Below are 24,437 nucleotides of genomic sequence, written 5' to 3' on the forward strand. Positions count from 1 at the left end.
GCTTAAAGTTCGATTATGTTAGAGTGAGCAGATAATTTATATCAAAGAATATGAATGATTTCGGTGGTCTGACGCAACAGCGTTGAGCAAAATTTTGGAAAATTAGAGCATTACAATGCCTGCATATCAGTTTATTGCGCTTGATGCTTCAGGAAAGCAGCAAAAAGGCGTGCTGGAGGGGGACTCTGCACGTCAGATCCGGCAACAATTACGGGATAAAGCACTTATTCCGGTCTCTGTTGATCCTGTCGAAAAAAAAGATCAGCATCGTCGTCGAAAATGGTTTGAAAAAAGCATCACCGCCTATGATCTGGCCCTCATGACCCGGCAATTATCCGTGCTGGTCGCTGCCGCGATTCCATTGGAAGAAGCCATCCGCGCCGTCGGCAAGCAAAGCGAAAAAGTACATGTACAAAATCTGCTGATGTCGGTGCGTTCCAAGGTGCTGGAAGGGCATAGTCTGGCGCAGGGTCTGCAACAGTCCGGGCGGTTTCCAGAATTGTATATTGCCACCATTGCGGCCGGTGAACGTTCCGGGCATCTGGATCTGATTCTGGATCAATTGGCTGACTATACCGAAAACCGTTTTGCCATGCAGAAAAAAATTCAAGGCGCGATGGTCTATCCAATTATTCTGATGCTGATGTCTTTTGCCATCGTGATGGGGCTGATGACTTATGTGGTGCCAGATATCGTCAAGACTTTTGATCAAAGCAAAGATGCCTTACCGTGGATTACCGTGGCCTTGATGAAAGCCAGTGATTTTATTCGTATTGCGTGGCCATTTCTCTTGGTTGGCGGTTTCTTGGGCATCTCCCTGCTGATACGATTCTTAAGAACCACAGCCGGGCATTATGCCTTCGACCGTTTAACCCTGAAACTGCCTTTATTTGGAAAATTATCACGCGGGATTAATGCCGCACGTTTTGCCAGTACCTTGTCCATTTTGACCCAGTCAGGCGTGCCTTTGGTCGATGCCCTACGGATTGGCGCTGCAGTCAGTAATAACTGGGTGATTCGTGATGCGGTCAATCTGGCAGCGGAAAAAGTCACCGAAGGCGGCAACCTGGCAACCCAGCTGGAGCGCAGTGGTTATTTTCCGCCGATGATGGTACAAATGATCAAAAGTGGCGAAGCCTCGGGCGAACTGGATCGCATGCTGGAGCGTGCATCACAGATGCAGGATCGGGAAGTCACCACGCTGATTTCGACTTTACTGGCCTTATTGGAACCTTTAATGCTGGTGCTAATGGCCAGTATTGTTTTGGTCATTGTGATTGCGGTGATGCTGCCAATCGTCAATATGAATAATATGATTTAAACAGAATCAAGTTAAAATTCTCGTGGTATTAAAATTAAATTGAATGTTGTGAATGATGCAAATGAATGAGAGAGATTGAATGAAAAGAAATCAATTAAATAAACAGACGGGCTTTACCTTAATCGAAGTGATGGTGGTGATTGTGATTCTCGGTGTGCTTGCTGCACTGATTGTACCGAACGTGATGGGACGCGGTGAAAAGGCCAAAGTGGATACCACTGTGATCAAGTTACAGAGTATTGCTGGTTCACTGGACCAATATAAGCTGGACAATGGCAAATATCCAAGCATGCAGGAAGGTGGTCTGGATGCACTGGTGAATCAGCCAGCGACTGCGAAAAACTGGTTGCCGGGCGGCTATGTCAAGGGCGGCTATCCTAAAGACAGTTGGGATAATGATCTGCAATATGTGATGCCGGGCACCAATGGTCGTACTTTTGATCTGTATTCATTCGGTGCAGATGGTCAGTCGGGTGGTGAAGGCACCGATGCTGATATTTATTATCAGCCTTGATTGAGAATCAATATAAACTCTCAATAGATGAAATATATCACTTCACTTAATAGACGTTTTCAAGACTAAGTGAAGTGATAATAACTCTTAATTATAAATTATAATCTAAGTTTTTGATATTTATTGTAATTAATTAATAATTTGTATATGCGAGTTATAATAAGAATTATTCCCATATTTATCTATTACAATTATCATAAAATATGAATAAATATAGACTTTCTATTTACTCAAAAAGGCTCATAATGATCTGAACGGCACTTGACGAGCCAACGGAGAAGAATATGAAAGCATTAATCTTAGGGGATGAAATAAACCAATTTCATTGGTCGATGCTGAAATCTATTCTTTTGGTTTTAAGCATGTTACCGATTAGTCAGGGCATTCTGCATTTATGGCAGACTACCGAGGGTAGCAGCCAGATTATGGTAGGTTTTTTTGCCATCAGTTTGATGAGTTCATTATTTGCATTGTGTTTCTGGTCGGCATTGAAAGCCTCGGTATTGCAATTAAAACAACGGCAGATGTCTGTATTCGAAAATATGATGGTGCAAACTTACCGCTATCTTCCGATGTTATCCCTCGCCAGTATGATTTCTTATCTAGCAGTTCAGTCCTAAAATTTGAAATATAAAAAACCGAGGCATTGACCTCGGTTTTTTATTGCCTTGAGTGTCCGTCCCTTTCGTAAAGGGAGCTTAGGAGAGATTGATAAGATGTTATATCTAGTAATCCCCCTAAATCCCCTTTTGTAAAAGAGGGACTTGGAGAAATTATCTTCTCGACTTAAAGCTGACATCCACTTTACGGGGACGGAAGCGCCAGCCCACCAGCAAGAGCAGAATCGAGAAGATCATCACCGGCCAATCACTGAGTTTCATATACAACGTTTCACCTTGCATGGCTGGAAGTTCACCCCGCAGTACCGCTTCCTGATCCATCGGGGCTTTTTTCACAATATGGCCATTGTGGTCAATAAAGGCGGTCACGCCGGTATTGGTGGCACGGATAAACCAGCGGCCATTTTCCTTGGCGCGCATTTGCACCATTTGTAGATGCTGCAAAGGTCCTGCCGTGCCGGTAAACCAGGCATCGTTCGAGACCGTAACTAAAAAGTCACTTTGACTGGCATTGCGGCGTGTCAGGTTTGGATAAGCAACCTCATAACAAATTGCGGAACCTAAAGGATGGTTTTTCACATTCAAGGGCTTTTGATTGTCCGCCCCACGGGAAAAACCGCTCATTGACGGGTCATTTTGTAATGCCGGCAGAACCCAGCTTAACCAGCCTGAAAGTGGAATGTATTCACCAAAGGGTACCAGACGCTGCTTCTTGTACAGTCCATTAGCCTCATCACCACTGGCCATGATGCTGTTGTAATATTTTGGATAACCTTCAGCTTGCGACTCTGGCAAATCCCAGTAAGGAATCCCAGTGACCCAGGCAGTACCGGATTTTTCCGCCTGAACTTTCATGGCTTCCAGAAAGGCTTCAATATCGGTCTGGAACATCGGAATCGAAGATTCCGGCCAGACAATCAGGTCACGGCCCCATTCGGTCTTGCTCAGATTGGCATAGATCAATAAGGTTTTTACCTGATATTCGGTTAGCCATTTCAGATCTTGCGGAATATTGCCCTGAATCAGTGAAACTGTCAGTGGTTTCTGATCCTTTTGTTCCACAAAAGTCAGCTGTGCTGCACCCCAGGCACCGAGCAGTAAAACTACGGCTGGCACGGCCCAGAACAGACGTCGGTTCAGGATCTCGACCAGCGCACAGGCCAGAATAATCACCACAAAAGATACCCCAAACACCCCGAATAACGGCGCGTAGGCATCGAGGTAGCGTTCGGTAAAGGCATAACCGGCAAATAACCACGGGAAACCGGTGAAGACCCAGGTTTTAGACCATTCAAACAGCACCCAGAGCGGGGCAAAGGTCAAAGGCGTTTCCGGAAAAAAGCGCCGATAGAGGAAGGTTTGCACCGCAGTAAACAGCCCCATCACCAGCGCCATGATCAAAATCATTATCACACTGAGGAAAGCACTGGTATCGCCGTAGACATGGATTGAGGTATACAGCCAGAAGGCGCCCACAAACCATAAGCCGATCCCATAGGCCCAGCCAATGCCAAAGGCCTGTTTGGCAGTACGACCGCGCAGACAGGCATACAGCAATGCCGGAGACAGAATCGCCAGCCACCAGTAATGATAGGGAGCCAAGGCCAGACTGAAGATCGCACCTGCGAATAAGGCAATTAAGACCGGATAGATGAGCGGTAACGGTTTTTGCTGTTGAGAAGAACTCAACAGCTTATCGAAATACGCCCTCATTGGCGCACAGCTCGAATCAGGTGAATGGAACGTGAATCTGCTTCAAGAATGGTAAATTGCCAGTTTTCCAGCTCGATGGTTTGACCTTCAAGATCATTGACCAGACCAATTTCCTGTAATAACAAGCCGCCCATGGTTTCTACTTCATCATCAGAGAAAGTTGCACCCAGCATGTTATTAAAATGTTCAATCGGCGTCAGCGCTTGTACTACCCAGGTATTGGCAGTAGCCGGGTCATTATCCGGAACAATGAACTGTGCTTCTTCATCGGCATTGTCATGTTCATCTTCAATTTCACCGACAATTTCTTCCAGAATATCTTCTAGCGTCACCACTCCGGATGTGGTGCCGTATTCATCAATCACCACGGCAATATGGGTCTGGGTGTTTTTCAGCATGCGTAGCACCTGATCCGAACGGGCACTTTCTGGTACAAATAAGGGTTGACGCATCAGTGCGCGAATATCGACTTTGGAGGTTGGTTCGGTCAGAAAAGGCAATAAATCCTTGGCCAATAGAATGCCGACCACATTATCGGTTTGATCGGAGGAAAAGACCGGAAAACGCGAATGCGCAGATTCGACCAACACATGCAGGATATCCAGCAGTTGGTCATCTTCCTGTAAGCTGATCATCGACGTGCGAGGCGTCATGACTTCGCGAATTTTGGTTGCCGGAAGGTCAAGTACACCTTCAAGCATGGCAACAGTATCTGGTTCTAAAAATCGACGTGAATCTTGTACTAATTTTAGCAGTTCGTCGCGAGTTTCGGGTGCAGTTCCCAGCCATTTACGTAAGCCGCGCATACCCCACGACGGGCCTGATTCCTCGTGCATGATTTTTCCTGAAGACTCTTAATATCTAAAAAAACGTGGTTTTATCATACCGCAGAAAATACGCTTGTCTATTGTAAATATGATGTGCAGGCATGATCGTATCAGTCAGGGCTGCGTTTAGTCGTGTGTACTTTGGCAAAGCCGCAATGCCCGAGCGGGATTATGCTAAAATATTTTCAGTCTTCCACTCTTGAGTCTATCGATGTCCCCAACTGAAATTATCCCAAGTCTGCAATTAAATACCCGAGGTTTACGCTGTCCTGAGCCAGTCATGATGTTGCATCAGGCCATTCGTAAATCTAAAGCCGGTGATGTGGTTGAGGTGTTTGCTACCGATAATTCAACCTCTTGGGATATTCCAAAATTTTGCATGCACTTGGGACATGAGTTGCTGTTGCAGGAAGAGCGACTGGATGAAAACGGCAATAAAGAATTTCATTATCTGGTGAAAAAGGGCGGCTAAATTGGCCGAATTTTTTTTGAAATTTATGATCTGATAAGAGTTCTTATTCGATCTTAAAAATAATATTATCGTCACTCTCCAGAAAATAAACCCGCTCGAAAGCGGGTTTATTTTGTTCTCATGAGAGCTTAAATATTCGGATATGAGAACTTGCGGAATATATTCCTCATTCGCAAGATTACCCTAACATTACATGTTAGGGTATGAGCTCGCGCAAGGACTAGCCGAATTACATATTCGGATACTAATTACATGTTAGGGTAATTAGGACCACCGCCACCTTCTGGTGTTACCCAGGTGATGTTCTGAGACGGATCTTTAATGTCACAGGTCTTGCAGTGCACACAGTTAGCTGCATTGATCTGGAAACGTTTTGAACCGTCATTATTTTCCATGATTTCATAGACACCCGCCGGGCAGTAACGCTGCGCCGGTTCATCCCATTTAGGCAGGTTTACTTCAACCGGAATAGAGGCATCGGTCAGCTTTAAATGCGCAGGCTGGTTTTCTTCATGCACGGTATTCGATACAAATACAGAAGATAAACGGTCAAAAGTCAGCTTGCCATCCGGTTTTGGATAGTTTGGCTTGAAGCTTTCAGCGGCTTGGGTTTTCAGTGCAGCATGGTCTTGCACCAGATCATGCAGGGTAAATGGTACTTTGAACACGTTCTGGTCGATAAAGTTAAATGCACCACCCATCCATTGACCGAACTTGTGCATCGCCGGGCCAAAGTTACGTGAATTGTATAACTCTTCTTTGAGCCAGCTGTTGTTGAACTTGTCGGTATAAGCGGTGAGTTCCTTAACAAAGAAATCGTCACCCTCAACCACACGTGCAACCGCCAGATCACCGCCTTTTTTCACACCAGCCGCAATCGCTTCAAATACCGCTTCACCGCAGAGCATGCCGGATTTCATTGCGGTATGTGAGCCTTTGATTTTGGCAAAGTTCAGGAAGCCGGCATCATCACCAATTAAAGAGCCACCCGGGAAAGTGAACTTCGGTAACGAGTTAAAGCCACCTTTGGTCACGGCACGGGCGCCATAAGAAATACGCTTGCCGCCTTCTAAATACTGCTTGATTAAAGGATGGGTTTTCCAGCGCTGCATTTCCATGAATGGATACATATGCGGGTTGGTGTAGGACAGATCCACGATCATGCCCAAAGTCACCTGATTGTTTTCAGCGTGATACAGCCACCAGCCGCCTGAAGAACCGGTTTCATTCAATGGCCAGCCGGCGCCGTGCATCACCAGACCTGGTTTGTGCTTGGCAGGATCAATCTCCCAGAGTTCTTTAATGCCGATCCCGTAATGCTGTGGATCTGCATCTTTGGCCAGATTGAACTGTTCAATCAGACGTTTACCGAGGTGACCACGACAGCCTTCAGCAAAAATCGTATATTTGGCATGCAGTTCATAACCCGGAGTAAAGTTATGCGTCGGTTCGCCATCTTTACCAATGCCCATGTCACCGGTCTGGATGCCTTTTACCGTACCATCTGCATGATACAGAATGTCTGAGGCGGCAAAGCCCGGGAAGATTGAAACTTCCAGTTCTTCTGCTTTTTGGCCTAACCAGCGCACCACATTGCCGAGCGAGATGACGTAGTTGCCATCATTGTGCATGGTTTTTGGCACCATCCAGTGTGGTGCTTCTTGTGATTTTTCATCTGAAAGCAGGAAGAAGGTTTTATCTTCAGTCACCGGCACATTGAGCGGCGCACCTTGTTCTTTCCAGTCCGGGAACAATTCATTGATGGCACGCGGTTCTAGCACAGCACCAGACAGAATATGTGCGCCAACTTCGGAGCCTTTTTCTACGACACAAACGGACAAATCATTTAAGTTGTTTTCAATTGCAAGTTGACGGATTTTGATCGCAGCAGATAGACCCGCAGGGCCTGCGCCGACGATGACGACGTCAAACTCCATCGATTCACGTTCGATGTGTTCCATGTAGGACTCCTCATATTACTATTCGGTGGCAACCATAATCGGATGATTGGGTGCTGCCATAAGTGTTCTTGGTTCCTAGACACAAAAATACTGGTGTCTTTGATAATCTGGGCTAGTATAGTTTTAAACCGAGTTTTAGCCAATTGGCTGAAACATATTATTTTTCCGTCATTAAGGTCTTCTTTTATGGATAAGCCAGTACCCAGCAAACATCTGACGAAAAAAGTAACTTCTCCTGATGATAAAAATTTAATGGATATCGCGCAATACTTAAAAGATGCACAGGGCGGTCACAAAAGGTCAATTCCCCCTTTGGAGCAATGGCAGCCAAAGCATTGTGGCACAATGGATCTGAAGGTTTTGGCCAATGGAGAATGGTGGCACGAAGGTCAATTGATCAAACGCCAAGCCATGATTGACCTGTTTGCAACCGTCCTTTGGAAAGAGCAGGGAAAATTCTACCTAAAAACACCGGTAGAAATGATTGAAATTGAAGTGGAAGATGAACCTTTATTGGTCAATCAGGTCGATCAGGTCGAGATTAATGGACTCAGCTATTTGCAACTGGGCACCACAACCCAAGACCTGATTATTGTGGATGCTGAACATCCGATCTTTATGCGTGAATATAAAGATGAGTTGCGACCTTATGTGCATGTACGTTTTGGAATCAATGCCCTGATCCAGCGTGCCGCATTTTTGCATCTGGTCGAGATGGGAGAGCTTGATGAAAATCCGGCAGGTGAAGCCGTTTTAAGTTTGAAAAGTGGCGATTTAGACTTGCATTTGAGCACCTGAGGTTTAAGCTTGGTCGCTAGAGTTTTTGACACCGCAATTCAGACCGTTATGAGCGCCATTCAACCCATTTCCCCGCTATTAGACCCGATGCCCAACGCAACAGCAGATGCGCCGATTGGTATTTTTGACTCGGGCGTAGGCGGCTTGTCGGTGGCTCTGGAAATTGCCCGCCATCTGCCGAATGAACGCTTTGTCTATTATGCCGATACTGCCCATGTGCCTTATGGCCCGAGAGATGATCAGGAAATCCGTAGCCTGACTGCTCAGGCGATTGAATGGCTGTATCGTCAGGGCTGTAAAGTGGCAGTCGTGGCTTGCAATACCGCTTCCGCTTTTAGTCTGGATTATTTACGCGAGCATTATGGTGAAAACTTTCCGATTATCGGTTTGGTGCCCGCACTTAAGCCGGCCGTCCTGAATACCCAGTCAAAAACGGTTGCAGTACTGGCTACACCTGCAACCTTCCGCGGCCAGCTGATTAAAGATGTGATTACCCGTTTTGCCGAACCTGCTCAAGTCAAAGTCCTGCCGGTCACCAGTCTGGAGCTGGTGCCTTTTGTTGAGGCCGGAGAGCAGATGAGTGAAGCCTGTTTACAGACATTAATAGAGATTTTACAACCGGTTGTGGATCAAGGCGCTGATTATTTAGTGCTGGGATGTACGCATTACCCCTTCCTAAAAGCGTCAATTCAGTATATTTTTGGTCAAAAGCTGACATTAATTGACTCAGGATTCGCAGTTGCGAGACAAACGGCCCGAATTTTAATTAAAAATGAGTTATTATTTGAGCATGAATGTAAAGAAAGCATGAAAATTGAATTGGTGGTGAGTGGGCAGAATGCTGAACAGCTCCGGCCGGTTTTGCAGCACCTGATTCCTGCCGGTTTAAAATGGCAGATCAGTAATATGAGTGCAGTTTAAAACTCATTTTTATAATTTTAAAAGAACGATATTTTTTCATTTTGGGGTGGTCATATTGTGTCAAAATGCATGAATTCATGCATTTTTTATGCAAATGTACAGGAGAAGAGGATAGCCCATGCTGGATAAACGATACCAAGTGTTCATCTCAACCTCTGGGGCAGAAATGCAGCCGGAACGTATCATTTTGTCTCAAACATTAGTGGGTATGGGGTTCTTCTCTTGGGGACTGGAACAGCGTACGCCGCTGAATACTGCTTTTTCACGCCGCCAGATTGATGATTGTGACTATGTAGTGATTTTGCTAGGCAGTCAGTATGGGGAACAGTCTGTCTCGGGTGTCGGTTATATGCACCTCGAATACATCTATGCAGTGACCAAGCAAAAACCGATTATTGTGTTTATGCATGATGATCCGGCATCACGTGAAAGCTCATTACATGATACCAAGCCGGAATTACGGGAAAAGTTTAAGGAATTTCGTCAATTACTGCAGCAGGAAGTAGACCAGGTCTTTACTTATCGCAGCTTGCGCGATCTGGAAATGGCAGTACGTTTTAATATGCCGCAAATGCTGGAGCGTTATCCGGTGACCGGATGGGTGCGTCCGCAAAATACCCAGGCGCTGCATGACGAGATTGATCAGCTTAAGGCTAAAGTGAGCCAACTGGAGCGTGATGGTGGAACGGCGGAAATAGATCCGTTCCTGAGCCTGCCTAAAGTATCCATGCATGAAGTTTTTTCTTTTGAATACCGGATGCAGGCTTATCAGGATGGAAACTTTAAGGAAATTAAAGTTCAGAAGAAGCTGACTTGGGCGCAATTATTGGCCCTGCTGGGCTCTACCTTTGTCAATCCGACACCGGAAGAGTTTTTCTCCAAGCGGATGAATGAATATTTAAATGAAAACGGTCTGGAAGATGCACGGGCAGAAATGCCACGTGCACATGCCGTGGCTCGTGCCCAGATGAATATTCGTGCCTTGCATAGCTTGAAAATTCAGATGCGCCAGAATGACTGGATTGTGCCATCAGGTCGGGATGACCGCCAGCGCATGCTCTGGCAGATTACGCCGAAAGCTCAAAAATTACTGGACAGCAGTTTGCTGGATTTAGATCGTACTTTTCAATCTAAGTCAGTGTATTAATCCATATAGAGAATCAATCAAAAACTGTTAAAGTACAGGGGTTGATACCATGACGGATAAACTGAATGTCTTCTCCTGCTAAAGCTAAAGTGACGATTATATTGGCCAACTTGGGTACGCCAGATGCGCCCACGATTCCAGCAGTACGCCGTTTCCTGAAGCAGTTTTTGTCTGATCAGCGGGTGATTGAAATTCCGAAACCCATTTGGCAAATTATCCTGCGTTTATTCATTTTGCCATTTCGGCCTAAGCGGGTTTCACAGGCCTATGCACAGGTCTGGGGAGAGGATTCACCGATGCGTGAAATCCTGTTGCAACAGATCAATACAGTCAAAACTCATTTGACCCCGCTCTATCCGCAGTTTGAGTTGAATGTGGTGCCAGCAATGACTTATGGCAATCCGAATATTCAGCAGGTTTTGGCCCGAGTGTCTGAACAGCCGCAGGACCATGTGATCTTATTTCCACTATTTCCCCAATATTCTGCTACTTCGACTGCACCTCTCTATGATGCCCTGGCAAAATGGGTGGTGAAGCAACGCAATTTGCCTGGTTTGAGCATCATTCGGGATTATTATCAACATCCTTTATTTATTCAGGCTCTGGCGCAAAGCGTGCGTGACTATCAGGCAGTACATGGTCAGCCGGAAAAACTGTTAATGTCTTTTCATGGTATTCCGCAGCCTTATGCCGACAAAGGCGATCCTTATGCCGATCGTTGTCGTATTACCGGACAACTGGTTGCACAGGCGTTAGGGCTGAGTGCAGAGCAATATGCGATTAGCTTTCAGTCACGTTTTGGCAAACAGGAATGGATTAAGCCCTATACCGATGTTGTGCTGGAAGACTGGGCCAAACAGGGGGTGAAATCCGTGCAGGTGATGAGTCCGGCATTCTCGGCTGACTGTCTGGAAACGCTTGAGGAACTGGCCATAGAAAATGCCGAAACTTTTAAATCTCTGGGGGGAGGCAGTTATCGTTATATTCCTGCTTTAAATAGCCGTGAAGATCATTTGCGATTGCTGAACAGTTTGCTACAGGCTAATCTGGAGGCATTGACACAAACGCTTGCTCATTAATTTTTCCGAGGTTTTTTGCCCTATGTTACAAGTCAAAATTGTTCCGGTTACTGCTTTTCAGCAAAACTGTTCGATCATTTGGGATACGGACACGAAAGAAGCCATTTTGATTGATGCAGGGGGCGAAGCTGAAAAACTCAAAGCTGAGGTCGAAGCTCTGGGCTTAACCGTGAAAGCTTTATGGCTGACCCATGGACATCTGGATCATGCAGGTGCAGTAGGCGCCTTGAAAAAGGCCTGGAATGTACCAGTAATTGGGCCACATAAGGAAGATGCTTTCTGGCTGGACATGATTCAGGAGGTTTCAGCGCGTTATGGTTTTCCGATTCCAGAAAAAGTTGAAGTGACACAATGGCTGGAAGGGGGGGAAATACTGAAGCTCGGTGATGAAGAATTTGAAGTGCGTTTCGCGCCAGGGCATACCCCGGGCCATGTGATGTTTTATAATAGCAATCATGCCCTGTTATGGACGGGCGATGTGCTGTTTAAAGGCTCGATTGGCCGTACGGATTTCCCGCGTGGCGATCATCAGCAGCTCTTGGATTCAATTCAGCGTGAATGTTTTAGCCTGCCGGATGAAACCCAGTTTATTTCAGGACATGGACCGATCAGCACCATTGGTTTTGAAAAGCAGCATAATCCCTTTGTTGCAGGCAAAGCGGGTTAAATATCGACGTGAATAAAAGACCAAGTATCCTTGGTCTTTTATTTTGAAAATGGATCACTGCTAAATTGACGAGTTTGCATGTGAATTAGCCAGGCCATAAAAGCAAAAAGTACACCCAGTACAATAAATAAGCTATCTTGTTGGAAAATACCGACTCCCAGAGAGAGAAGTGCCAGTAGACCCACCCCAACTAATATGACTTTTAAAATAATATAGCTCATATTATTGCTCTAAAAATAATGTGAAGATTTAAAGTAGAACAATAATGCTAAGGCACGATGAATGGTGTTAATTCGTGTTGGCTTTTCAGGGTGATTTTATAAACTTTATGTGATTTTTGGCTAATTTTCTACATAGTCTTCAGTTTAGAAATATTTTTTACTGCAAAGAACTTCTAATCCTCAGAAGTGTCCGCCTGCGGTGCATCTTGAGTGGGCAAGCTATATTCTTCATTGGCCCATGCGCCCAAGTCAATCATCTTACAGCGTTCTGAACAGAAAGGACGGAAATCATTCTCTTCCCAGGTCGTCAGTTTGCCACAGCGCGGACAGTTTAAAGTAGTGGGCATGAGATCAACTCCAAAGAAAAATAAAGCTTCGATTAGGCAAATATAGCCGCACTTGGTAGACTTATGCGGTTTTTATTAGTTTGATCTGATTATGCCGATTCGTCAATTTCAAGCACAGCGTATGCATGCACCCCGTGATTTTCAAAGCATCAGTCCTGAAGCGGTCTGCATCGAAGTCGGGGCGGGTAAAGGCAAACATGCTTTGTTATTTACCAAGACCCACCCCGATACTCAACTGATTGCGATTGAACGTACCCGCGAAAAATTCCTGGCCATGCAAAAACAGCACGGGATTGAAGGTCAGGCCAATTTACAGACCGTTCATGCCGATGCTTTGCCGTGGATCGTGCATGCATTGTATCCAGAGCAGGTAGAACAATTCTTTATTTTGTATCCAAATCCGGAACCGCATAATCCGGCGCAGCGCTGGGTCAATATGCCATTTTTTGAGTTTTTACTTTCCCGTTTAAAGACGGGTGGAACCATTACACTGGCCAGTAATATTCCTGCCTATATCGAAGAAGCAGAACAGCAGGCAGAACAACTGTGGAAATTACCTTTTATTAAAGAAGTTATTGCCCAGGATTCAGCACGCACCCATTTTGAAATTAAATATCTGGAACGTGGGGAATTGTGTCAGCAACTTATTATTACTAAACCTGAAGCTTATGTGACACGGTTTGATGATTTCCAGCCTTTGCAAGGGCAGAATGCTAGCATCGCGGAATAATCAGATGAGCAAACGTATTGCCATTGTTGGCGCTGGCCCTGCCGGGTTAATGGCCGCAGAAGTCCTTAGTCAGTTTGATTATGAGCTGCACGTCTATGAGCAAAAACCGTCTGCTGCACGTAAATTTTTGATGGCAGGCAAAACCGGCCTGAATATCTCTCATGCGGAACCGGTTGAGCAATTTGTGCAGCGTTATGATCAGGTGGACTGGTTGTCGCCATGGGTCAAACAGTGGGATGCTGTCTGGATTCAAAACTGGATGCAGGAACTCGGCATTGAGCCTTATATTGGTTCATCCGGTCGGGTATTTCCCACAGAGATGAAAGCTGCTCCCTTGCTGCGTGCCTGGCTCAAGCGCTTGGCCAGTCATGGCATCCAGTTTCATTACCGGCATAAAGTCAGCCGCCTGCATCAACAACAGCTTGAGCTGCACGATCTAAAAAATAATGAACTTCGCACTGAAAAATTTGATGCGATTATTTTGGCCTGTGGTGCAATATCCTGGTCAGAACTGGGCAGTGACGGCGCATGGCAAGCCTGGTTAAAACCCGATGAGATTGAGGTTTTTCAGGCCAGTAATGCCGGGGTGGAATATCCGTGGTCCACATTTATGCAACCTATCTTTGGTCAGCCTTTAAAGCGTGTAGAAGCCTGGGTCGGGCAAGGTGAAAAAACCACGGGTGACATTGTGATCAGTCATTATGGGCTTGAAAGTGGTTTGATTTATAAGCAGGGAAGAGGTTTACGCGAACAGCTAAAACAAGGTCAGCAAATGCAACTGAGTCTGGATTTATTTCCTGACCAAAGTGTGGGGCAATTGGCGAAAAAATTACAGCCGACTAAGAAGCAGTCTTTAAGCAATGTTTGGCGTAAAGCCGGATTGGATGGTGCCAAAGCGGCTTTGGTGCGTGAACTGGTGGCCAAGACTTGGTGGCAAGATGCTGCTGAATTAGCCAAGCAGATAAAACATTTGACCATTCCACTTACAGGCTTTCGTCCGATTGAAGAAGCGATTAGCTGTGCAGGTGGGGTCAAGCGTGAAGTGCTGTCGGAACAGCTCCAACTTAAATCCAATCCGTATGTATTTCTTTGTGGGGAAATGCTGGACTGGGATGCACCGACTGGAGGTTATCTGCTGACAGCCTGTTTTGCTACAGGCCGGGCGGCAGGTCAAGGGGTGCATCAGTTCCTAAAGGCCAGCTAAGTCATTTTATGCTGAGGGAGAAAAAGCCCTTATTCTGAAATGCAGACCAAGCCTGGACAGTATCATGCTTATTCAAGGTGCCTGTATGCACCCATTGAGCTTAGATATTCGCTGTGTATTTTAGTCAAGCTGGGTGCAAGCAATGAGCTCCATGGAATTAACTGGCTGGGCGGGCAGGTGCTGTGTTGGCATTCAGATCCGGATATTGCGAACGCCAGCGTTCTAGTTGCTCTTGCGCATGCAGATATTTCCCTAAACCTTTGACACTTTCACTGGCCTCATTCACTGTTTTGGTTTGAGTCTCAGGACTATTTACCAATTTGTCCTGATGTTGCCAATATTGATACATCATGCCCTGAATATAACGGCCCTGTTCGGTTTTCAGTTCTAAATCCTTCAGCATATTCAGGGCTGACTGTACATGATCGCGCTGGCGTTGCTGAATAAACTCCGGACTCAAGCTATCTTCATCACGCATGCTGTTTAATTCTTTTTCCAGCTCCGCACTCATTTCCTGAAAACGTTGCTCATAATCGGTCAGTACTGCAATATCATGTGGATCCTCAGTGGTTTTGGGAAAGTCTTTCAGCGGCTCGGTTTTCAGTTCCTGCATCACCTGATCTGAAACCGTGCTGTCTGCAGCCGGTTCGGTACTTTCCGATGTTTTCTGGTCACATGCCATGAGCAGCATGACTGCTGCAAACAGGGCAGTGCGTGTCATTCCTGATATTTTATGCATGATTGACTCCTGTTTTTAATTAGTTTTTTTAAATACGTATATATGAGTAATATAAGGAAAATCAATCATTTCCTCTATACCTTTGGCTGTATAGTCCCAGATAATCTGTTCAAACTGTTGTTTGAGCTGTGCTTGCCGGGATGCCGGCATGGCTGCAATAAAGCTGGTCGAGAGTAGCCGTTTTGATACCACCTGCTCCACACTGCCATGGTGTTGCCGGGTCATGCTGGTTTCTGCATACGGCTGAAACAGGGTTTGTTGTTCAAACACCTTGCGCCACGCTCCGCTATGATAACGCGGGGTATCACCTTCTAATGGGGCGATACAATCTGCCAGTGCCTGAACCCAGTCTACCCGGGTATCCCGCTGATTCCAGACCAGAACCAGATAAGCATCGGGTTTTAGGACTCGGTTGAGTTCCTGTAAGGTCTCTGCATTCGCAAACCAGTGAAATGACTGTGCACAAAATACCGCATTCAGGCTATGATCAGGCAAGGGGAGTTGATGGCTCAGGCCTTCAACAGCCTCAATGTCCGGATGGGCCAGTTTTAATTGTGCCAGCATTTCCGCAACCGGATCGACAGCGATGATGTTTTTACTGAGCGGGCGTAAATAAGGAATAAACTTGCCGGTCCCACTGCCCAAATCCAAAAGACGCGCATCGACAGGCAAAGTCAAAGTATCGGCCAGCCACTGACTGATCTCTGCCGGATAATCGGGACGCACTTGCTGATACAGCTCGGCAGATGCACTAAAACCCCGTTTTGCTGCCGGATGTAATGATTGTGTCATATTTTGCGCTTTTTAATCTTTTTGATCGATATAAAATAGCATATTCACTTTTTTGACAGCATTCATTGATTGAATTGTTGTGGAAGGGTTCGATTTACCAGCACGGGAAAGTTATGGACAAGCAGATTGTTTTTGAAGATGAGCATATACGCGCGATTTTTATGCCGGGGTCATCTTCAGAATTGATTTTTTCATTTGGCGATTTGATTACCCGTGCCAAGGGCCTCAACATCAATGCAGAAAAGTCGCTACAGAAATTTGAATTCAATGTTCTGGGTATTATGCCCAAGCACAAGTCCTGGTTCCCGCAAGGTTCCATGTGGAACATGTTAAAGGCAGTGGCTGAACTGATTGCGCCGTTTCAGCAGCGGGTTGCCTATGGTGGCTCGATGGGTGGCTATGCCGCGATCAAGTATTCCCGCGCCTTAGGCGTGCAGCGCGTGGTGGCGATGGTGCCGCAATATTCGATCAATCCGGATGATGTACACGATGCCCGCTATAATATGTTCTATCAACCAGAGCTGAATGCAGGAATGCGGGTTGAAGCCGAAGATATCGATAGCACGTGCGAATATATTATTGTCTATGATCCGTATTGTGCCGAAGACCGTGCGCATTATCTGAAATTACAGGCCCTGATTCCGCAGCATCATGTGCTGCATTTGCCATTTACCGGACATGATGCCATTGCCGTTCTGGCCAGTTCCGAATTGCTGTATGACTTTTTGGTACATGATTACGAACCGAGTTATTTTTACCAGAAAATGCGTCGGGTCAAGAAAAACAGCAAGTTCTATTATCGCAAAGTCATTGAAAATGTTTTGCCACGCCATCGTATGGCCTTGGGGCGTATCCTGAAAAATAATGATCTGCAACTGGATAATCAGTTTTTTGATGCCAGCCAGAAACAGGTGATCTTAAGAGAATTATTGCAAAATAAACAGGTCGATCAGCATGACCTGCTCAAGCTCGGCATTCATGTCAATTTGCCGCAGGAAAATCGTCAGTTGCTTCTGGATCAATATGGACATGGTCTGGTATTTAATGTCATCAGTCATAAAATCGAAAGTTATGCAGAAGGCGCGATTGCCCTGAACCATAAATTCCTGATTCCGATTTATGCCAAAGGCAATGGCCTATTGAGCATCAGCTTGAATGATGAGCGTTATCTGGTGGTGATGAATGACCGGCATGTCATGAAACTGATCAAGGAGCAGGATGAACTCAGTCTGGGCATGCACCCGATTCTCATGAAACGTTATAGCGATTATTATATGTTCAGCTATAAGCACTTGAATTTAAGTACCAATGAGTATGGCGCTGCGGCCTTTATCGATGAAAGTGACAAAAATACGCAGTTTGTGACGCACAATGAGATAAACTAGCTTTATTTTTTAATAAAAAACAATTACTTGACATGTGATTGGCTAGGCATAATATAGAGATAGGCGGTACAAATAATATCCACCCGTACTGCTCCCGATAGTTGAAACGAACCAGGGGGTCTCTATATGATGCAATCTGCCCAGATGATACAAGTCTGTTTCATGGTCGGTTTAGCGCTGCCCAATCTGGCACATGCAGAAAGTGTACATCCAGCCGTGATTATGATGAGTGCATCGATTATTTTCATGATCATTCTGGCGGTGTATGTGATCTATAAAATCCGGCGTTCATTGCGCAATCATCTCGATAAACCGCTAGATTAAGATTGGCAGAGCGGAAACTGCTTGAAAAGCCTCAATGACTTGTTTTAAATGATAAAGATCAATGGTTCAACAGGATTGAGGGAACAGCCATGAAAGCCGTTTATTTAGACTATGCTTCTCTAGACCAACAGGATTTGGACTTTCAGGCACTGCATGCAGCCTTTGATCCGCTTGTGTTGTATCCAACGACTTCGGCTGCCGAGATTGCTTCCCGCGTGGCCGAGGTTGAGGTCATTATTAGCAATAAAGTACTGATTGATGCTGCGACCATTCAGCAATCTCCTGAACTGAAACTGATCCTGATTTCTGCGACCGGCAGCAATAATGTCGATCTGGCTGCGGCCAAAGCACGCGGCATTGTGGTCTGTAACTGTCAGGCCTATGGAACGTCTGCGGTTGCGCAACATACTTTAATGTTAATGCTCAATCTGGCCACTTCATTTCTGTCTTATCAACATGCGCTACAACAAGGCCAGTGGCAAAAATCTTCACAATTCTGTTTGCTGGATGCGCCAATTGTCGAGCTGGCCGGAAAAACACTGGGCATTGTCGGTTATGGTGAACTGGGCCATGCGGTGGCGAAACTGGCTGAAGCTTTTGGCATGAAAGTTCTGATTGCGGCGCTGCCAAACCGTCCAGCAGATGCATCCCGTGTAGCATTTGCCGAGTTGCTTGCTCAAGTTGATTTTCTCAGTCTGCATTGTCCACTCACTGAAGACACCCGGCATTTGATCAGTCATGCTGAACTCGAAGCCATGAAGCCAAGCGCATTTTTAATTAACTGTGCGCGTGGCGGAATTGTCGATGAAGCAGCCTTGGCGCAGGCGCTGCGTGAGGGTCAGATTGCCGGTGCAGCGACCGATGTTTTAACGGTGGAGCCACCGAAAGAAGGCAATGTCCTACTCGATGCAACAATTCCAAACCTGATTGTGACGCCGCATAATGCATGGGGCAGTGTTGATGCACGGCAGCGCATTGTGAATCAGATGGTCGAAAATGTTGAGGCTTTTAAAAATGGCCAGCCAATTCGACAGGTGAATTGATTTTAATCCTTCTCTTGAAGTGAATATTTTTTGCTGAAAGATAAATAAAAAGCCCATGACGGGCTTTTCTTATAAATCAGTCACTGCATAGCTGGTGGCAGTGCCGGAACCGGATTGAGGCTGCATCTGTGGTGTTGTGGTTTGCGGAGGCGCAGAGGATTCACTCAAAGGCTGTTGCACAATCGGTGCTGCTTGTTGAGGGTTGGTGCGCCACACTTCTTTGGTTTGCTGGATTTTCTGATTGGTTTGTTGGGCTGCTTGCGTAGCTCCCTGATCGACTTTTTGTGCGGTTTCTGAAGCCGCTGCCTTGGTATTTCCCCAAGCACGATCTACACCTGGTTTGACTTTGGCAATGCCTTTTTCAGTCACTTCACCGACTTTTTCTGCGGTATTGATGACGCCTTCCTGAGCTTTATAGGCAAAGACATGCAAAAGATTTGGATTGGTGCCATATGGCGCAATAGGTTTGCTGGTTTGTGCTTCTGATTCGGTTGCAGCTTGTGTCAATACCGGAATGCAGATTAAAAATGCAGTGCCGAGAATAATAGCTTTTTTCATCATCATAATGTGATCGACCTCGAAGTAGTCAAATAGCGATCTTTTGTTTGATTTTGAGTGTAGCGGATAATTTCACGAAAACAATGAAGAACTGATGGATTCGCTAGCGCTTCCAAGAAGTACAATTTAGCTTTTTTGTAATGAAAGACGGCGCGGTGAGATATGAAACCGGTTTTTATTTATTTTAGATAAAGAATTGCCCCATTTTCTGAATAAAAACAGGGCAGGATGCTTAGTCACATTGAGTTAATGCATCTTTGGCAAAGTGATGGCGGAGTGAAATAAAGTTTTTTTGTACATTTTCGGCATGTAGATCAAACTTTTGTGCAGTGCTGGTGCCGTCGCGCTGGAAAGTTGCTGAACCTGCATCCATCAGGGTAAGGCCTTTAAATGACCATTGTTCAACGACACGGTTATTGCCAAGATCGCCGGTAAATTCAATCACGCATTTGTCGAGGAACTTGGTCAGTTTTGCCTTGTTGTTGGTGGTTTCTGGAGATACTTCGAGGTTTTGTACTTCCTGTAAGACGCCAACTTCAAGCTGCGGGATTTTTGGTGCAGATGTACAAGCTGTAACTGCGATACTCGCAAGACCCGTCAAAATAAGAGCTTTAAATTTCATATGATTCTTTCTTGTTGAGTGTTGTTAGGTTGAGTATAGGCAATTCAGATGAAATTGCCTATGATTTGAAAACTAATTTTAAAGAATACTCTACCCGTATAGATATAAGTATGGATCATCTACTAGACTCTTTAGATCAAATAGAAAATTTAGAAAATCAGCTGCGTAATTATATTAATTGTGGAGTTCTTCATTACCAATTATTAAATGATAAGCACAGATGGTGGATGCTATGCAGTGCTTTAGATGTGTTAGGAGACACATCCTTAGCCTTTAAGGATTATCTGCAAACGGAGTTTCCTAAAGAAACAGGGCTTAAATACATTCATTGCTATGGAATTTTACAATGTTTCATTCTTCAACAAGATAGCTTGAAGCATCTATATGAAGTATTCAAAGTTCAATGGGAAGCAAATAGTGAGTTGAAAAAGATCCGTAAGGTTCGGAATGCTTCGATTGGGCACACAATCCTAAATAATGAAGGAGGAAGAAGCGAAAAAGATAAGGATGAATTTAATAATTTTATTTCTCGTATCACAATTAATAAATCTGGTTTTGACTTGTTGAGATATTCTAAAAAGAAAGAAGATACAGTTTATGAAGAAATTTCTATTTATGAGTTACTCAAGAAGCAATTAGATGAAGCAATTGTTCTCTTGAGAAGACTGAATAAAGAAATAATTATTATGGAAAATGAAGTTAAAAAGAAATTTGAAAATGAAAAATTAGTTGGCTTGTTGCCAATTTCTTATTGGTTTGAAAAAACTCATAGTATTTATGATGAGCAGAATAAACTATTTGCTTATACAGCTTTAGATAATATCCAGAGAGAATATTTAGCGTTAAAACAATCTTTAGAAAATCGATTATTACATGGTGAATATTGGTTTAATGAAATTGAAGATTATCTAGTTGCAATCGAGTTAATGAGAAAAGCAATGCGGAGCAATGATGAACGAGCTGGACGAATATATAATTTTTATCTTAATGAAAAAAATGACTATTTCAAAAGCTTAATGGCTGAAATTGATGAAAAGTATGAAATAAAAAACCCGCTTTAAAGCGGGTTTTTTATTAAATCGGAACTTAGTGCTGTAACACTGAAATATCAGCGACTTTCGTAAACAAATCACGCAGCTGAGCAAGCATACGTAAACGGTTTGCTTTAAGGTCTGCATCATCAGCCATCACCATTACACCGTCAAAGAACGCATCGACTGGCGCACGAAGTGCAGCTAAAGCTGAAAGTGCAGCAGTGTAGTCTTTGGCAGCAAATAACGGCTCAACCACAGGTGTGATTTTCGCAAGTTCAGCGAACAATGCTTTCTCAGCATCTTCAACCAGGCTTGCTTCAACAATTTCACCTTCAGGTGCAGCTTCTTTTGCAAGAATATTGGCAACACGCTTGTTGGCAGCAGCAAGGGCAGCAGCTTCAGGCAAGGCACGGAAGTGATTGACCGCATTGACACGCTTGTCAAAATCAAGTGGAGATTTTGGTGACAAGGCTTGAACAGCTTGAATCACATCAACAGCTACGCCTTGGTCTTCGTATTTCGCACGGTAACGGCCTTCAAGGAATGCAACTGCATCATTTAAAGTCTTGTCGTGATCTTTCAATACATCGCCATAAGCAGCTAAAGCAAGTTTGATCAGGTCTTCAATCGACACATCAAGTTCATTTTCAGTCACAAGACGCAAAATACCAATTGCAGAACGACGCAGTGCAAACGGGTCTTTAGAGCCTGTAGGCGCTTGACCAATACCAAAAATACCCGTCAAAGTATCTAAACGATCCGCAAGGGCAATGGTTGTACCTGTTTTGGTTTTCGGTAAAACGTCACCCGCGAATTTAGGTAAATACTGCTCGCCTAAAGACTCAGCAACTTCATCATTTTCGCCTTCAAGACGTGCGTAGTAAGTCCCCGCGATCCCTTGAAGTTCAGGGAACTCACCCACAAGTTCAGAGGTTAAGTCACATTTTGCAAGAAGCGCTGCTTTTTCAGCGTCTTGAGCATTTGCACCCGTAATAGGCGCTAAAGCAACAGCCAATTTTGCAATACGTTCAGACTTGTTCCAAAGCGTGCCCAATTCTGCTTGGAACACCATGTTCGCCAATTTCTCTTTACGAGAAGCAAGCGGTTGTTTTTGGTCTTGCAGGAAGAAGAATTCCGCATCCGACAAACGTGGACGAACCACTTTCTCGTTACCTTCAATAATTTGTGTTGGGTCTTTCGACTCAATGTTCGATACCGTAATGAAGTACGGTTGCAGTTTATTGTCAGCATTCACTAAACAGAAGTACTTTTGGTTGTCCTGCATGGTGGTAATTAATGCTTCTTGCGGAACAGCAAGGAAGCGTTCTTCAAAGCTGGCACGAAGCGCAACAGGCCATTCAACCAGTGCAGTCACTTCGTCACGTAAATCGCTTGGTACAATTGCAATGGCATTGACTTCATCAGCCAACGCTTTCACTTGTTGGTCGATAATGGCTTGACGTTCTTCAAAAGAAGCCACAACATGCGCTGCTTTTAATTTCGCTAAGTATTCGTCAGCATGCGTTAAAGTGATTGCTTCAGGTGCATGGAAACGATGACCGAAAGTCACGTTAGCTGCTTTGTGATCTTGAATGGTTGCATCAACAATATCGTTGTCTTTAAGCAATACCACCCATTTCACAGGACGTACAAATTCAGTACGGCTCGCCGCAGAACGCATGCGTTTTGCAATTGGCAGGTTGTCTAATGCATTTTGTAAAATTTGTGGTAAAAGTGCATCAAGGCTTTGGCCTTTGACATCTTTTAGGTAGCACACTTTTTCAACTTTACCGGCTTGGAAAGTCGATACTTGATCAACCGTGATGCCTTGACCACGCATAAAGCCTTCAAGCGCTTTGGTTGGGTTGCCTTCCGCATCAAAGGCTGCTTGCTTTGCAGGGCCGTCGAAACGTTTTTGCGTGTCAGCTTGCGCGCCATCAACATTGGTAATTTTTAATGCTAAACGACGTGGTGCTGCATAGGCTTCGATAGAATCAAAAGCAAGACCAGCATCTTTTAAGCCTTTTACGGTTTCTGCTTGCAATGCATCACGTAATTTTTTAAGGCTTTTCGGTGGAAGTTCTTCACAGCCTAATTCGAACAAAACGGTATGTTTAGACATTATTTGCTCTCCTTAGATTCAACTTTTGCTTCTGCTTCAACTTGTGCTTTTAACTGTGCTAAAACTTCATCACGAAGCTCAGGTTCAGCCATCGGGAAGCCCAATTTCGCACGCGCTGCTACATAGCTATTTGCAATGGCACGTGCCAAAGTACGCACACGTAAAATATAACGTTGACGTTCAGTCACCGAAATCGCGCCACGCGCATCTAATAAGTTAAAGCAGTGTGATGCTTTAATCACTTGCTCATAAGCAGGCAATGGCAGTTCAGCTTCGATTAAACGCGTTGCTTCAGCTTCGTAGAAATCGAACAGCTCAAACATTTTTTCAACGTTTGCATATTCAAAGTTATAAGTTGACTGCTCAACTTCATTTTGATGGAACACATCGCCATAGGTCACAGTACCGAACTGACCTTTGGTCCAAACTAAATCGTAAACCGAGTCTACACCTTGCAAGTACATGGCAAGACGCTCAAGACCGTAGGTGATTTCGCCTGTCACTGGGTAGCATTCAACACCGCCCACTTGCTGGAAATAAGTAAACTGCGTCACTTCCATACCGTTGAGCCAGACTTCCCAGCCTAGACCCCAAGCACCGAGTGTTGGTGATTCCCAATTGTCTTCTACAAAACGAATGTCGTGTACCAGTGGATCGATTCCAATCGCTTTAAGCGAGTCAAGGTAGAGCTGTTGGATGTTGTCCGGGTTTGGCTTCAGTACCACCTGGAATTGGTAATAATGTTGCAGACGGTTCGGGTTTTCGCCATAACGGCCATCTTTCGGACGACGTGACGGCTGAACGTAGGCTGCGTTCCAGGTTTCAGGCCCTAAAGCACGAAGGAAAGTCGCTGTATGGAATGTTCCTGCGCCCATTTCCATGTCGTAAGGCTGCAAAATTACACAGCCTTGCTCCGCCCAGTAAGTTTGTAAGGCAAGAATTAAGCCTTGGAAGGTATCAATATGCGATATGGCGCGACTCATGGTCATCCACTTAAAATTAGAGAAAAATTGTGCTCAATTATAAGGACTTTGCAGGGGAGTGGCAAAGGGTTAATGTGTGGAACCTTTTTTGAAAAATCCAGAATACCTTTAAACAAGAAGAGTCATCTATGCATCTGTCGTGATTTCAGCTTTACTGGCCAATTGAGGCTAACTTAAAAATCAAGAATAAATCAGATATATGGCATCCGATTAACCGGAGCGTTATAAAGCTCAACTGATCTTATACGATTAGCATCCTAAAATTAGTTTAATATTCACACAATATAATAATG

Annotated in this window: 26 protein-coding genes; 15 read left to right on the forward strand and 11 right to left on the reverse strand. The window is 44.8% G+C overall.

Annotated elements, in window-relative coordinates; genetic code table 11:
- The first annotated feature begins 115 nt into the window (after positions 1–115).
- The 3 genes from gspF to FTU40_RS02345 all read left to right on the forward strand — a co-directional run bounded on the left by gspF (position 116) and on the right by FTU40_RS02345 (position 2,455).
- Positions 116–1,321, forward strand: a complete 1,206-nt coding sequence (gspF, locus tag FTU40_RS02335; RefSeq protein WP_005172955.1) for a type II secretion system inner membrane protein GspF — start codon at positions 116–118, stop codon at positions 1,319–1,321.
- A 79-nt stretch (positions 1,322–1,400) separates the two neighbouring features.
- A complete protein-coding gene (gene gspG, locus FTU40_RS02340) occupies positions 1,401–1,835 on the forward strand; it encodes a type II secretion system major pseudopilin GspG (protein ID WP_005095357.1) in 435 nt (144 codons plus the stop codon).
- A 284-nt stretch (positions 1,836–2,119) separates the two neighbouring features.
- Positions 2,120–2,455, forward strand: coding sequence for a hypothetical protein (locus FTU40_RS02345; protein ID WP_180039628.1), 336 nt, complete (start codon positions 2,120–2,122; stop codon positions 2,453–2,455).
- A gap of 153 nt (positions 2,456–2,608) precedes the next feature.
- Here FTU40_RS02345 and lnt read toward each other — a convergent pair whose 3' ends face one another.
- Positions 2,609–4,168, reverse strand: a complete 1,560-nt coding sequence (lnt, locus tag FTU40_RS02350) for an apolipoprotein N-acyltransferase (protein ID WP_180039630.1) — start codon at positions 4,166–4,168, stop codon at positions 2,609–2,611.
- Positions 4,165–5,004 (reverse strand): HlyC/CorC family transporter, encoded by an 840-nt coding sequence (locus FTU40_RS02355; RefSeq protein WP_218951623.1) that lies wholly within the window; start codon positions 5,002–5,004, stop codon positions 4,165–4,167. The genes lnt and FTU40_RS02355 overlap by 4 nt, the downstream gene beginning before the upstream one ends.
- Before the next feature lie 202 nt (positions 5,005–5,206).
- Between FTU40_RS02355 and tusA the strand changes: the two genes are divergently transcribed.
- Positions 5,207–5,467 (forward strand): sulfurtransferase TusA, encoded by a 261-nt coding sequence (tusA, locus tag FTU40_RS02360; protein WP_004729361.1) that lies wholly within the window; start codon positions 5,207–5,209, stop codon positions 5,465–5,467.
- A gap of 248 nt (positions 5,468–5,715) precedes the next feature.
- On the opposite strand, the gene FTU40_RS02365 is transcribed toward tusA, so the two are convergent.
- On the reverse strand, positions 5,716–7,428 hold the full coding sequence (locus tag FTU40_RS02365) for an electron transfer flavoprotein-ubiquinone oxidoreductase (protein ID WP_180039632.1): 1,713 nt from the start codon (positions 7,426–7,428) through the stop codon (positions 5,716–5,718).
- 186 nt (positions 7,429–7,614) lie between these two features.
- Here FTU40_RS02365 and FTU40_RS02370 point away from each other — a divergent pair, with 186 nt between their 5' ends.
- From FTU40_RS02370 to FTU40_RS02390, 5 genes are all read left to right on the forward strand, one after another.
- Positions 7,615–8,226: a DUF1285 domain-containing protein gene (locus tag FTU40_RS02370; protein ID WP_005095365.1), complete on the forward strand. Its 612-nt coding sequence runs from the start codon at positions 7,615–7,617 to the stop codon at positions 8,224–8,226.
- Between the two features lie 48 nt (positions 8,227–8,274).
- Entirely contained in the window at positions 8,275–9,147 is an 873-nt protein-coding gene (murI, locus tag FTU40_RS02375; RefSeq protein ID WP_180039634.1) for a glutamate racemase, read from the forward strand.
- Positions 9,148–9,265: 118 nt separating this feature from the next.
- On the forward strand, positions 9,266–10,294 hold the full coding sequence (locus FTU40_RS02380; RefSeq protein ID WP_005095369.1) for a DUF4062 domain-containing protein: 1,029 nt from the start codon (positions 9,266–9,268) through the stop codon (positions 10,292–10,294).
- A 65-nt stretch (positions 10,295–10,359) separates the two neighbouring features.
- The gene (hemH, locus tag FTU40_RS02385; protein WP_180039636.1) at positions 10,360–11,373 is read left to right on the forward strand and encodes a ferrochelatase; all 1,014 of its coding nucleotides are present in this window, start codon (positions 10,360–10,362) and stop codon (positions 11,371–11,373) included.
- A gap of 22 nt (positions 11,374–11,395) precedes the next feature.
- Positions 11,396–12,040: an MBL fold metallo-hydrolase gene (locus FTU40_RS02390; protein ID WP_159516190.1), complete on the forward strand. Its 645-nt coding sequence runs from the start codon at positions 11,396–11,398 to the stop codon at positions 12,038–12,040.
- 38 nt (positions 12,041–12,078) lie between these two features.
- Here FTU40_RS02390 and FTU40_RS02395 read toward each other — a convergent pair whose 3' ends face one another.
- Positions 12,079–12,261: a hypothetical protein gene (locus FTU40_RS02395; RefSeq protein WP_005095373.1), complete on the reverse strand. Its 183-nt coding sequence runs from the start codon at positions 12,259–12,261 to the stop codon at positions 12,079–12,081.
- Positions 12,262–12,434: 173 nt separating this feature from the next.
- Positions 12,435–12,608, reverse strand: a complete 174-nt coding sequence (locus tag FTU40_RS02400) for a DNA gyrase inhibitor YacG (protein WP_005095374.1) — start codon at positions 12,606–12,608, stop codon at positions 12,435–12,437.
- An 85-nt stretch (positions 12,609–12,693) separates the two neighbouring features.
- Here FTU40_RS02400 and FTU40_RS02405 point away from each other — a divergent pair, with 85 nt between their 5' ends.
- Together FTU40_RS02405 and FTU40_RS02410 are read left to right on the forward strand one after the other, a co-directional pair.
- Complete coding sequence (locus FTU40_RS02405; RefSeq protein WP_171063366.1) at positions 12,694–13,338, forward strand: SAM-dependent methyltransferase; 645 nt, start codon at positions 12,694–12,696, stop codon at positions 13,336–13,338.
- Positions 13,339–13,342: 4 nt separating this feature from the next.
- Complete coding sequence (locus FTU40_RS02410) at positions 13,343–14,542, forward strand: TIGR03862 family flavoprotein (protein ID WP_180039638.1); 1,200 nt, start codon at positions 13,343–13,345, stop codon at positions 14,540–14,542.
- A 157-nt stretch (positions 14,543–14,699) separates the two neighbouring features.
- On the opposite strand, the gene FTU40_RS02415 is transcribed toward FTU40_RS02410, so the two are convergent.
- A complete protein-coding gene (locus tag FTU40_RS02415) occupies positions 14,700–15,281 on the reverse strand; it encodes a hypothetical protein (RefSeq protein WP_180039640.1) in 582 nt (193 codons plus the stop codon).
- 15 nt (positions 15,282–15,296) lie between these two features.
- Positions 15,297–16,073, reverse strand: coding sequence for a class I SAM-dependent methyltransferase (locus tag FTU40_RS02420; protein ID WP_100355485.1), 777 nt, complete (start codon positions 16,071–16,073; stop codon positions 15,297–15,299).
- 113 nt (positions 16,074–16,186) lie between these two features.
- Here FTU40_RS02420 and FTU40_RS02425 point away from each other — a divergent pair, with 113 nt between their 5' ends.
- The 3 genes from FTU40_RS02425 (at position 16,187) to FTU40_RS02435 (ending at position 18,825) form a co-directional block, all read left to right on the forward strand.
- Positions 16,187–17,458, forward strand: coding sequence for a hypothetical protein (locus FTU40_RS02425; protein ID WP_159516193.1), 1,272 nt, complete (start codon positions 16,187–16,189; stop codon positions 17,456–17,458).
- Between the two features lie 126 nt (positions 17,459–17,584).
- A complete protein-coding gene (locus tag FTU40_RS02430; protein ID WP_005172920.1) occupies positions 17,585–17,782 on the forward strand; it encodes a hypothetical protein in 198 nt (65 codons plus the stop codon).
- Positions 17,783–17,871: 89 nt separating this feature from the next.
- Complete coding sequence (locus FTU40_RS02435; protein ID WP_180039642.1) at positions 17,872–18,825, forward strand: 2-hydroxyacid dehydrogenase; 954 nt, start codon at positions 17,872–17,874, stop codon at positions 18,823–18,825.
- A 69-nt stretch (positions 18,826–18,894) separates the two neighbouring features.
- Here FTU40_RS02435 and FTU40_RS02440 read toward each other — a convergent pair whose 3' ends face one another.
- Positions 18,895–19,389 (reverse strand): hypothetical protein, encoded by a 495-nt coding sequence (locus tag FTU40_RS02440; protein WP_180039644.1) that lies wholly within the window; start codon positions 19,387–19,389, stop codon positions 18,895–18,897.
- 226 nt (positions 19,390–19,615) lie between these two features.
- Positions 19,616–20,005, reverse strand: a complete 390-nt coding sequence (locus tag FTU40_RS02445; protein WP_100329299.1) for a hypothetical protein — start codon at positions 20,003–20,005, stop codon at positions 19,616–19,618.
- A gap of 11 nt (positions 20,006–20,016) precedes the next feature.
- Here FTU40_RS02445 and FTU40_RS02450 point away from each other — a divergent pair, with 11 nt between their 5' ends.
- On the forward strand, positions 20,017–21,066 hold the full coding sequence (locus FTU40_RS02450; protein ID WP_180039646.1) for a hypothetical protein: 1,050 nt from the start codon (positions 20,017–20,019) through the stop codon (positions 21,064–21,066).
- Between the two features lie 25 nt (positions 21,067–21,091).
- Here the strand turns inward: FTU40_RS02450 and glyS are convergent, their stop codons facing one another.
- A complete protein-coding gene (gene glyS, locus FTU40_RS02455) occupies positions 21,092–23,161 on the reverse strand; it encodes a glycine--tRNA ligase subunit beta (RefSeq protein WP_180039648.1) in 2,070 nt (689 codons plus the stop codon).
- Positions 23,161–24,144: a glycine--tRNA ligase subunit alpha gene (gene glyQ, locus FTU40_RS02460; protein WP_005095400.1), complete on the reverse strand. Its 984-nt coding sequence runs from the start codon at positions 24,142–24,144 to the stop codon at positions 23,161–23,163. The genes glyS and glyQ overlap by 1 nt, the downstream gene beginning before the upstream one ends.
- Between the last annotated feature and the right edge of the window lie 293 nt (positions 24,145–24,437).

Origin of the sequence: Acinetobacter sp. YH12100 (assembly GCF_013419135.1) — a bacterium.
Classification (GTDB): Bacteria; Pseudomonadota; Gammaproteobacteria; order Pseudomonadales; family Moraxellaceae; genus Acinetobacter; species Acinetobacter pseudolwoffii.

Excerpts from the sequence above, each read along its gene's own strand:
- gspF (WP_005172955.1), top strand. The coding sequence starts at position 116 with ATGCCTGCATATCAGTTTATTGCGCTTGATGCTTCAGGAAAGCAGCAA.
- gspG (WP_005095357.1), top strand. The coding sequence starts at position 1,401 with ATGAAAAGAAATCAATTAAATAAACAGACGGGCTTTACCTTAATCGAA.
- FTU40_RS02345 (WP_180039628.1), top strand. The coding sequence starts at position 2,120 with ATGAAAGCATTAATCTTAGGGGATGAAATAAACCAATTTCATTGGTCG.
- lnt (WP_180039630.1), bottom strand. The coding sequence starts at position 4,168 with ATGAGGGCGTATTTCGATAAGCTGTTGAGTTCTTCTCAACAGCAAAAA.
- FTU40_RS02355 (WP_218951623.1), bottom strand. The coding sequence starts at position 5,004 with ATGCACGAGGAATCAGGCCCGTCGTGGGGTATGCGCGGCTTACGTAAA.
- tusA (WP_004729361.1), top strand. The coding sequence starts at position 5,207 with ATGTCCCCAACTGAAATTATCCCAAGTCTGCAATTAAATACCCGAGGT.
- FTU40_RS02365 (WP_180039632.1), bottom strand. The coding sequence starts at position 7,428 with ATGGAACACATCGAACGTGAATCGATGGAGTTTGACGTCGTCATCGTC.
- FTU40_RS02370 (WP_005095365.1), top strand. The coding sequence starts at position 7,615 with ATGGATAAGCCAGTACCCAGCAAACATCTGACGAAAAAAGTAACTTCT.
- murI (WP_180039634.1), top strand. The coding sequence starts at position 8,275 with ATGAGCGCCATTCAACCCATTTCCCCGCTATTAGACCCGATGCCCAAC.
- FTU40_RS02380 (WP_005095369.1), top strand. The coding sequence starts at position 9,266 with ATGCTGGATAAACGATACCAAGTGTTCATCTCAACCTCTGGGGCAGAA.
- hemH (WP_180039636.1), top strand. The coding sequence starts at position 10,360 with ATGTCTTCTCCTGCTAAAGCTAAAGTGACGATTATATTGGCCAACTTG.
- FTU40_RS02390 (WP_159516190.1), top strand. The coding sequence starts at position 11,396 with ATGTTACAAGTCAAAATTGTTCCGGTTACTGCTTTTCAGCAAAACTGT.
- FTU40_RS02395 (WP_005095373.1), bottom strand. The coding sequence starts at position 12,261 with ATGAGCTATATTATTTTAAAAGTCATATTAGTTGGGGTGGGTCTACTG.
- FTU40_RS02400 (WP_005095374.1), bottom strand. The coding sequence starts at position 12,608 with ATGCCCACTACTTTAAACTGTCCGCGCTGTGGCAAACTGACGACCTGG.
- FTU40_RS02410 (WP_180039638.1), top strand. The coding sequence starts at position 13,343 with ATGAGCAAACGTATTGCCATTGTTGGCGCTGGCCCTGCCGGGTTAATG.
- FTU40_RS02415 (WP_180039640.1), bottom strand. The coding sequence starts at position 15,281 with ATGCATAAAATATCAGGAATGACACGCACTGCCCTGTTTGCAGCAGTC.
- FTU40_RS02420 (WP_100355485.1), bottom strand. The coding sequence starts at position 16,073 with ATGACACAATCATTACATCCGGCAGCAAAACGGGGTTTTAGTGCATCT.
- FTU40_RS02425 (WP_159516193.1), top strand. The coding sequence starts at position 16,187 with ATGGACAAGCAGATTGTTTTTGAAGATGAGCATATACGCGCGATTTTT.
- FTU40_RS02430 (WP_005172920.1), top strand. The coding sequence starts at position 17,585 with ATGATGCAATCTGCCCAGATGATACAAGTCTGTTTCATGGTCGGTTTA.
- FTU40_RS02435 (WP_180039642.1), top strand. The coding sequence starts at position 17,872 with ATGAAAGCCGTTTATTTAGACTATGCTTCTCTAGACCAACAGGATTTG.
- FTU40_RS02440 (WP_180039644.1), bottom strand. The coding sequence starts at position 19,389 with ATGATGATGAAAAAAGCTATTATTCTCGGCACTGCATTTTTAATCTGC.
- FTU40_RS02445 (WP_100329299.1), bottom strand. The coding sequence starts at position 20,005 with ATGAAATTTAAAGCTCTTATTTTGACGGGTCTTGCGAGTATCGCAGTT.
- glyS (WP_180039648.1), bottom strand. The coding sequence starts at position 23,161 with ATGTCTAAACATACCGTTTTGTTCGAATTAGGCTGTGAAGAACTTCCA.
- glyQ (WP_005095400.1), bottom strand. The coding sequence starts at position 24,144 with ATGAGTCGCGCCATATCGCATATTGATACCTTCCAAGGCTTAATTCTT.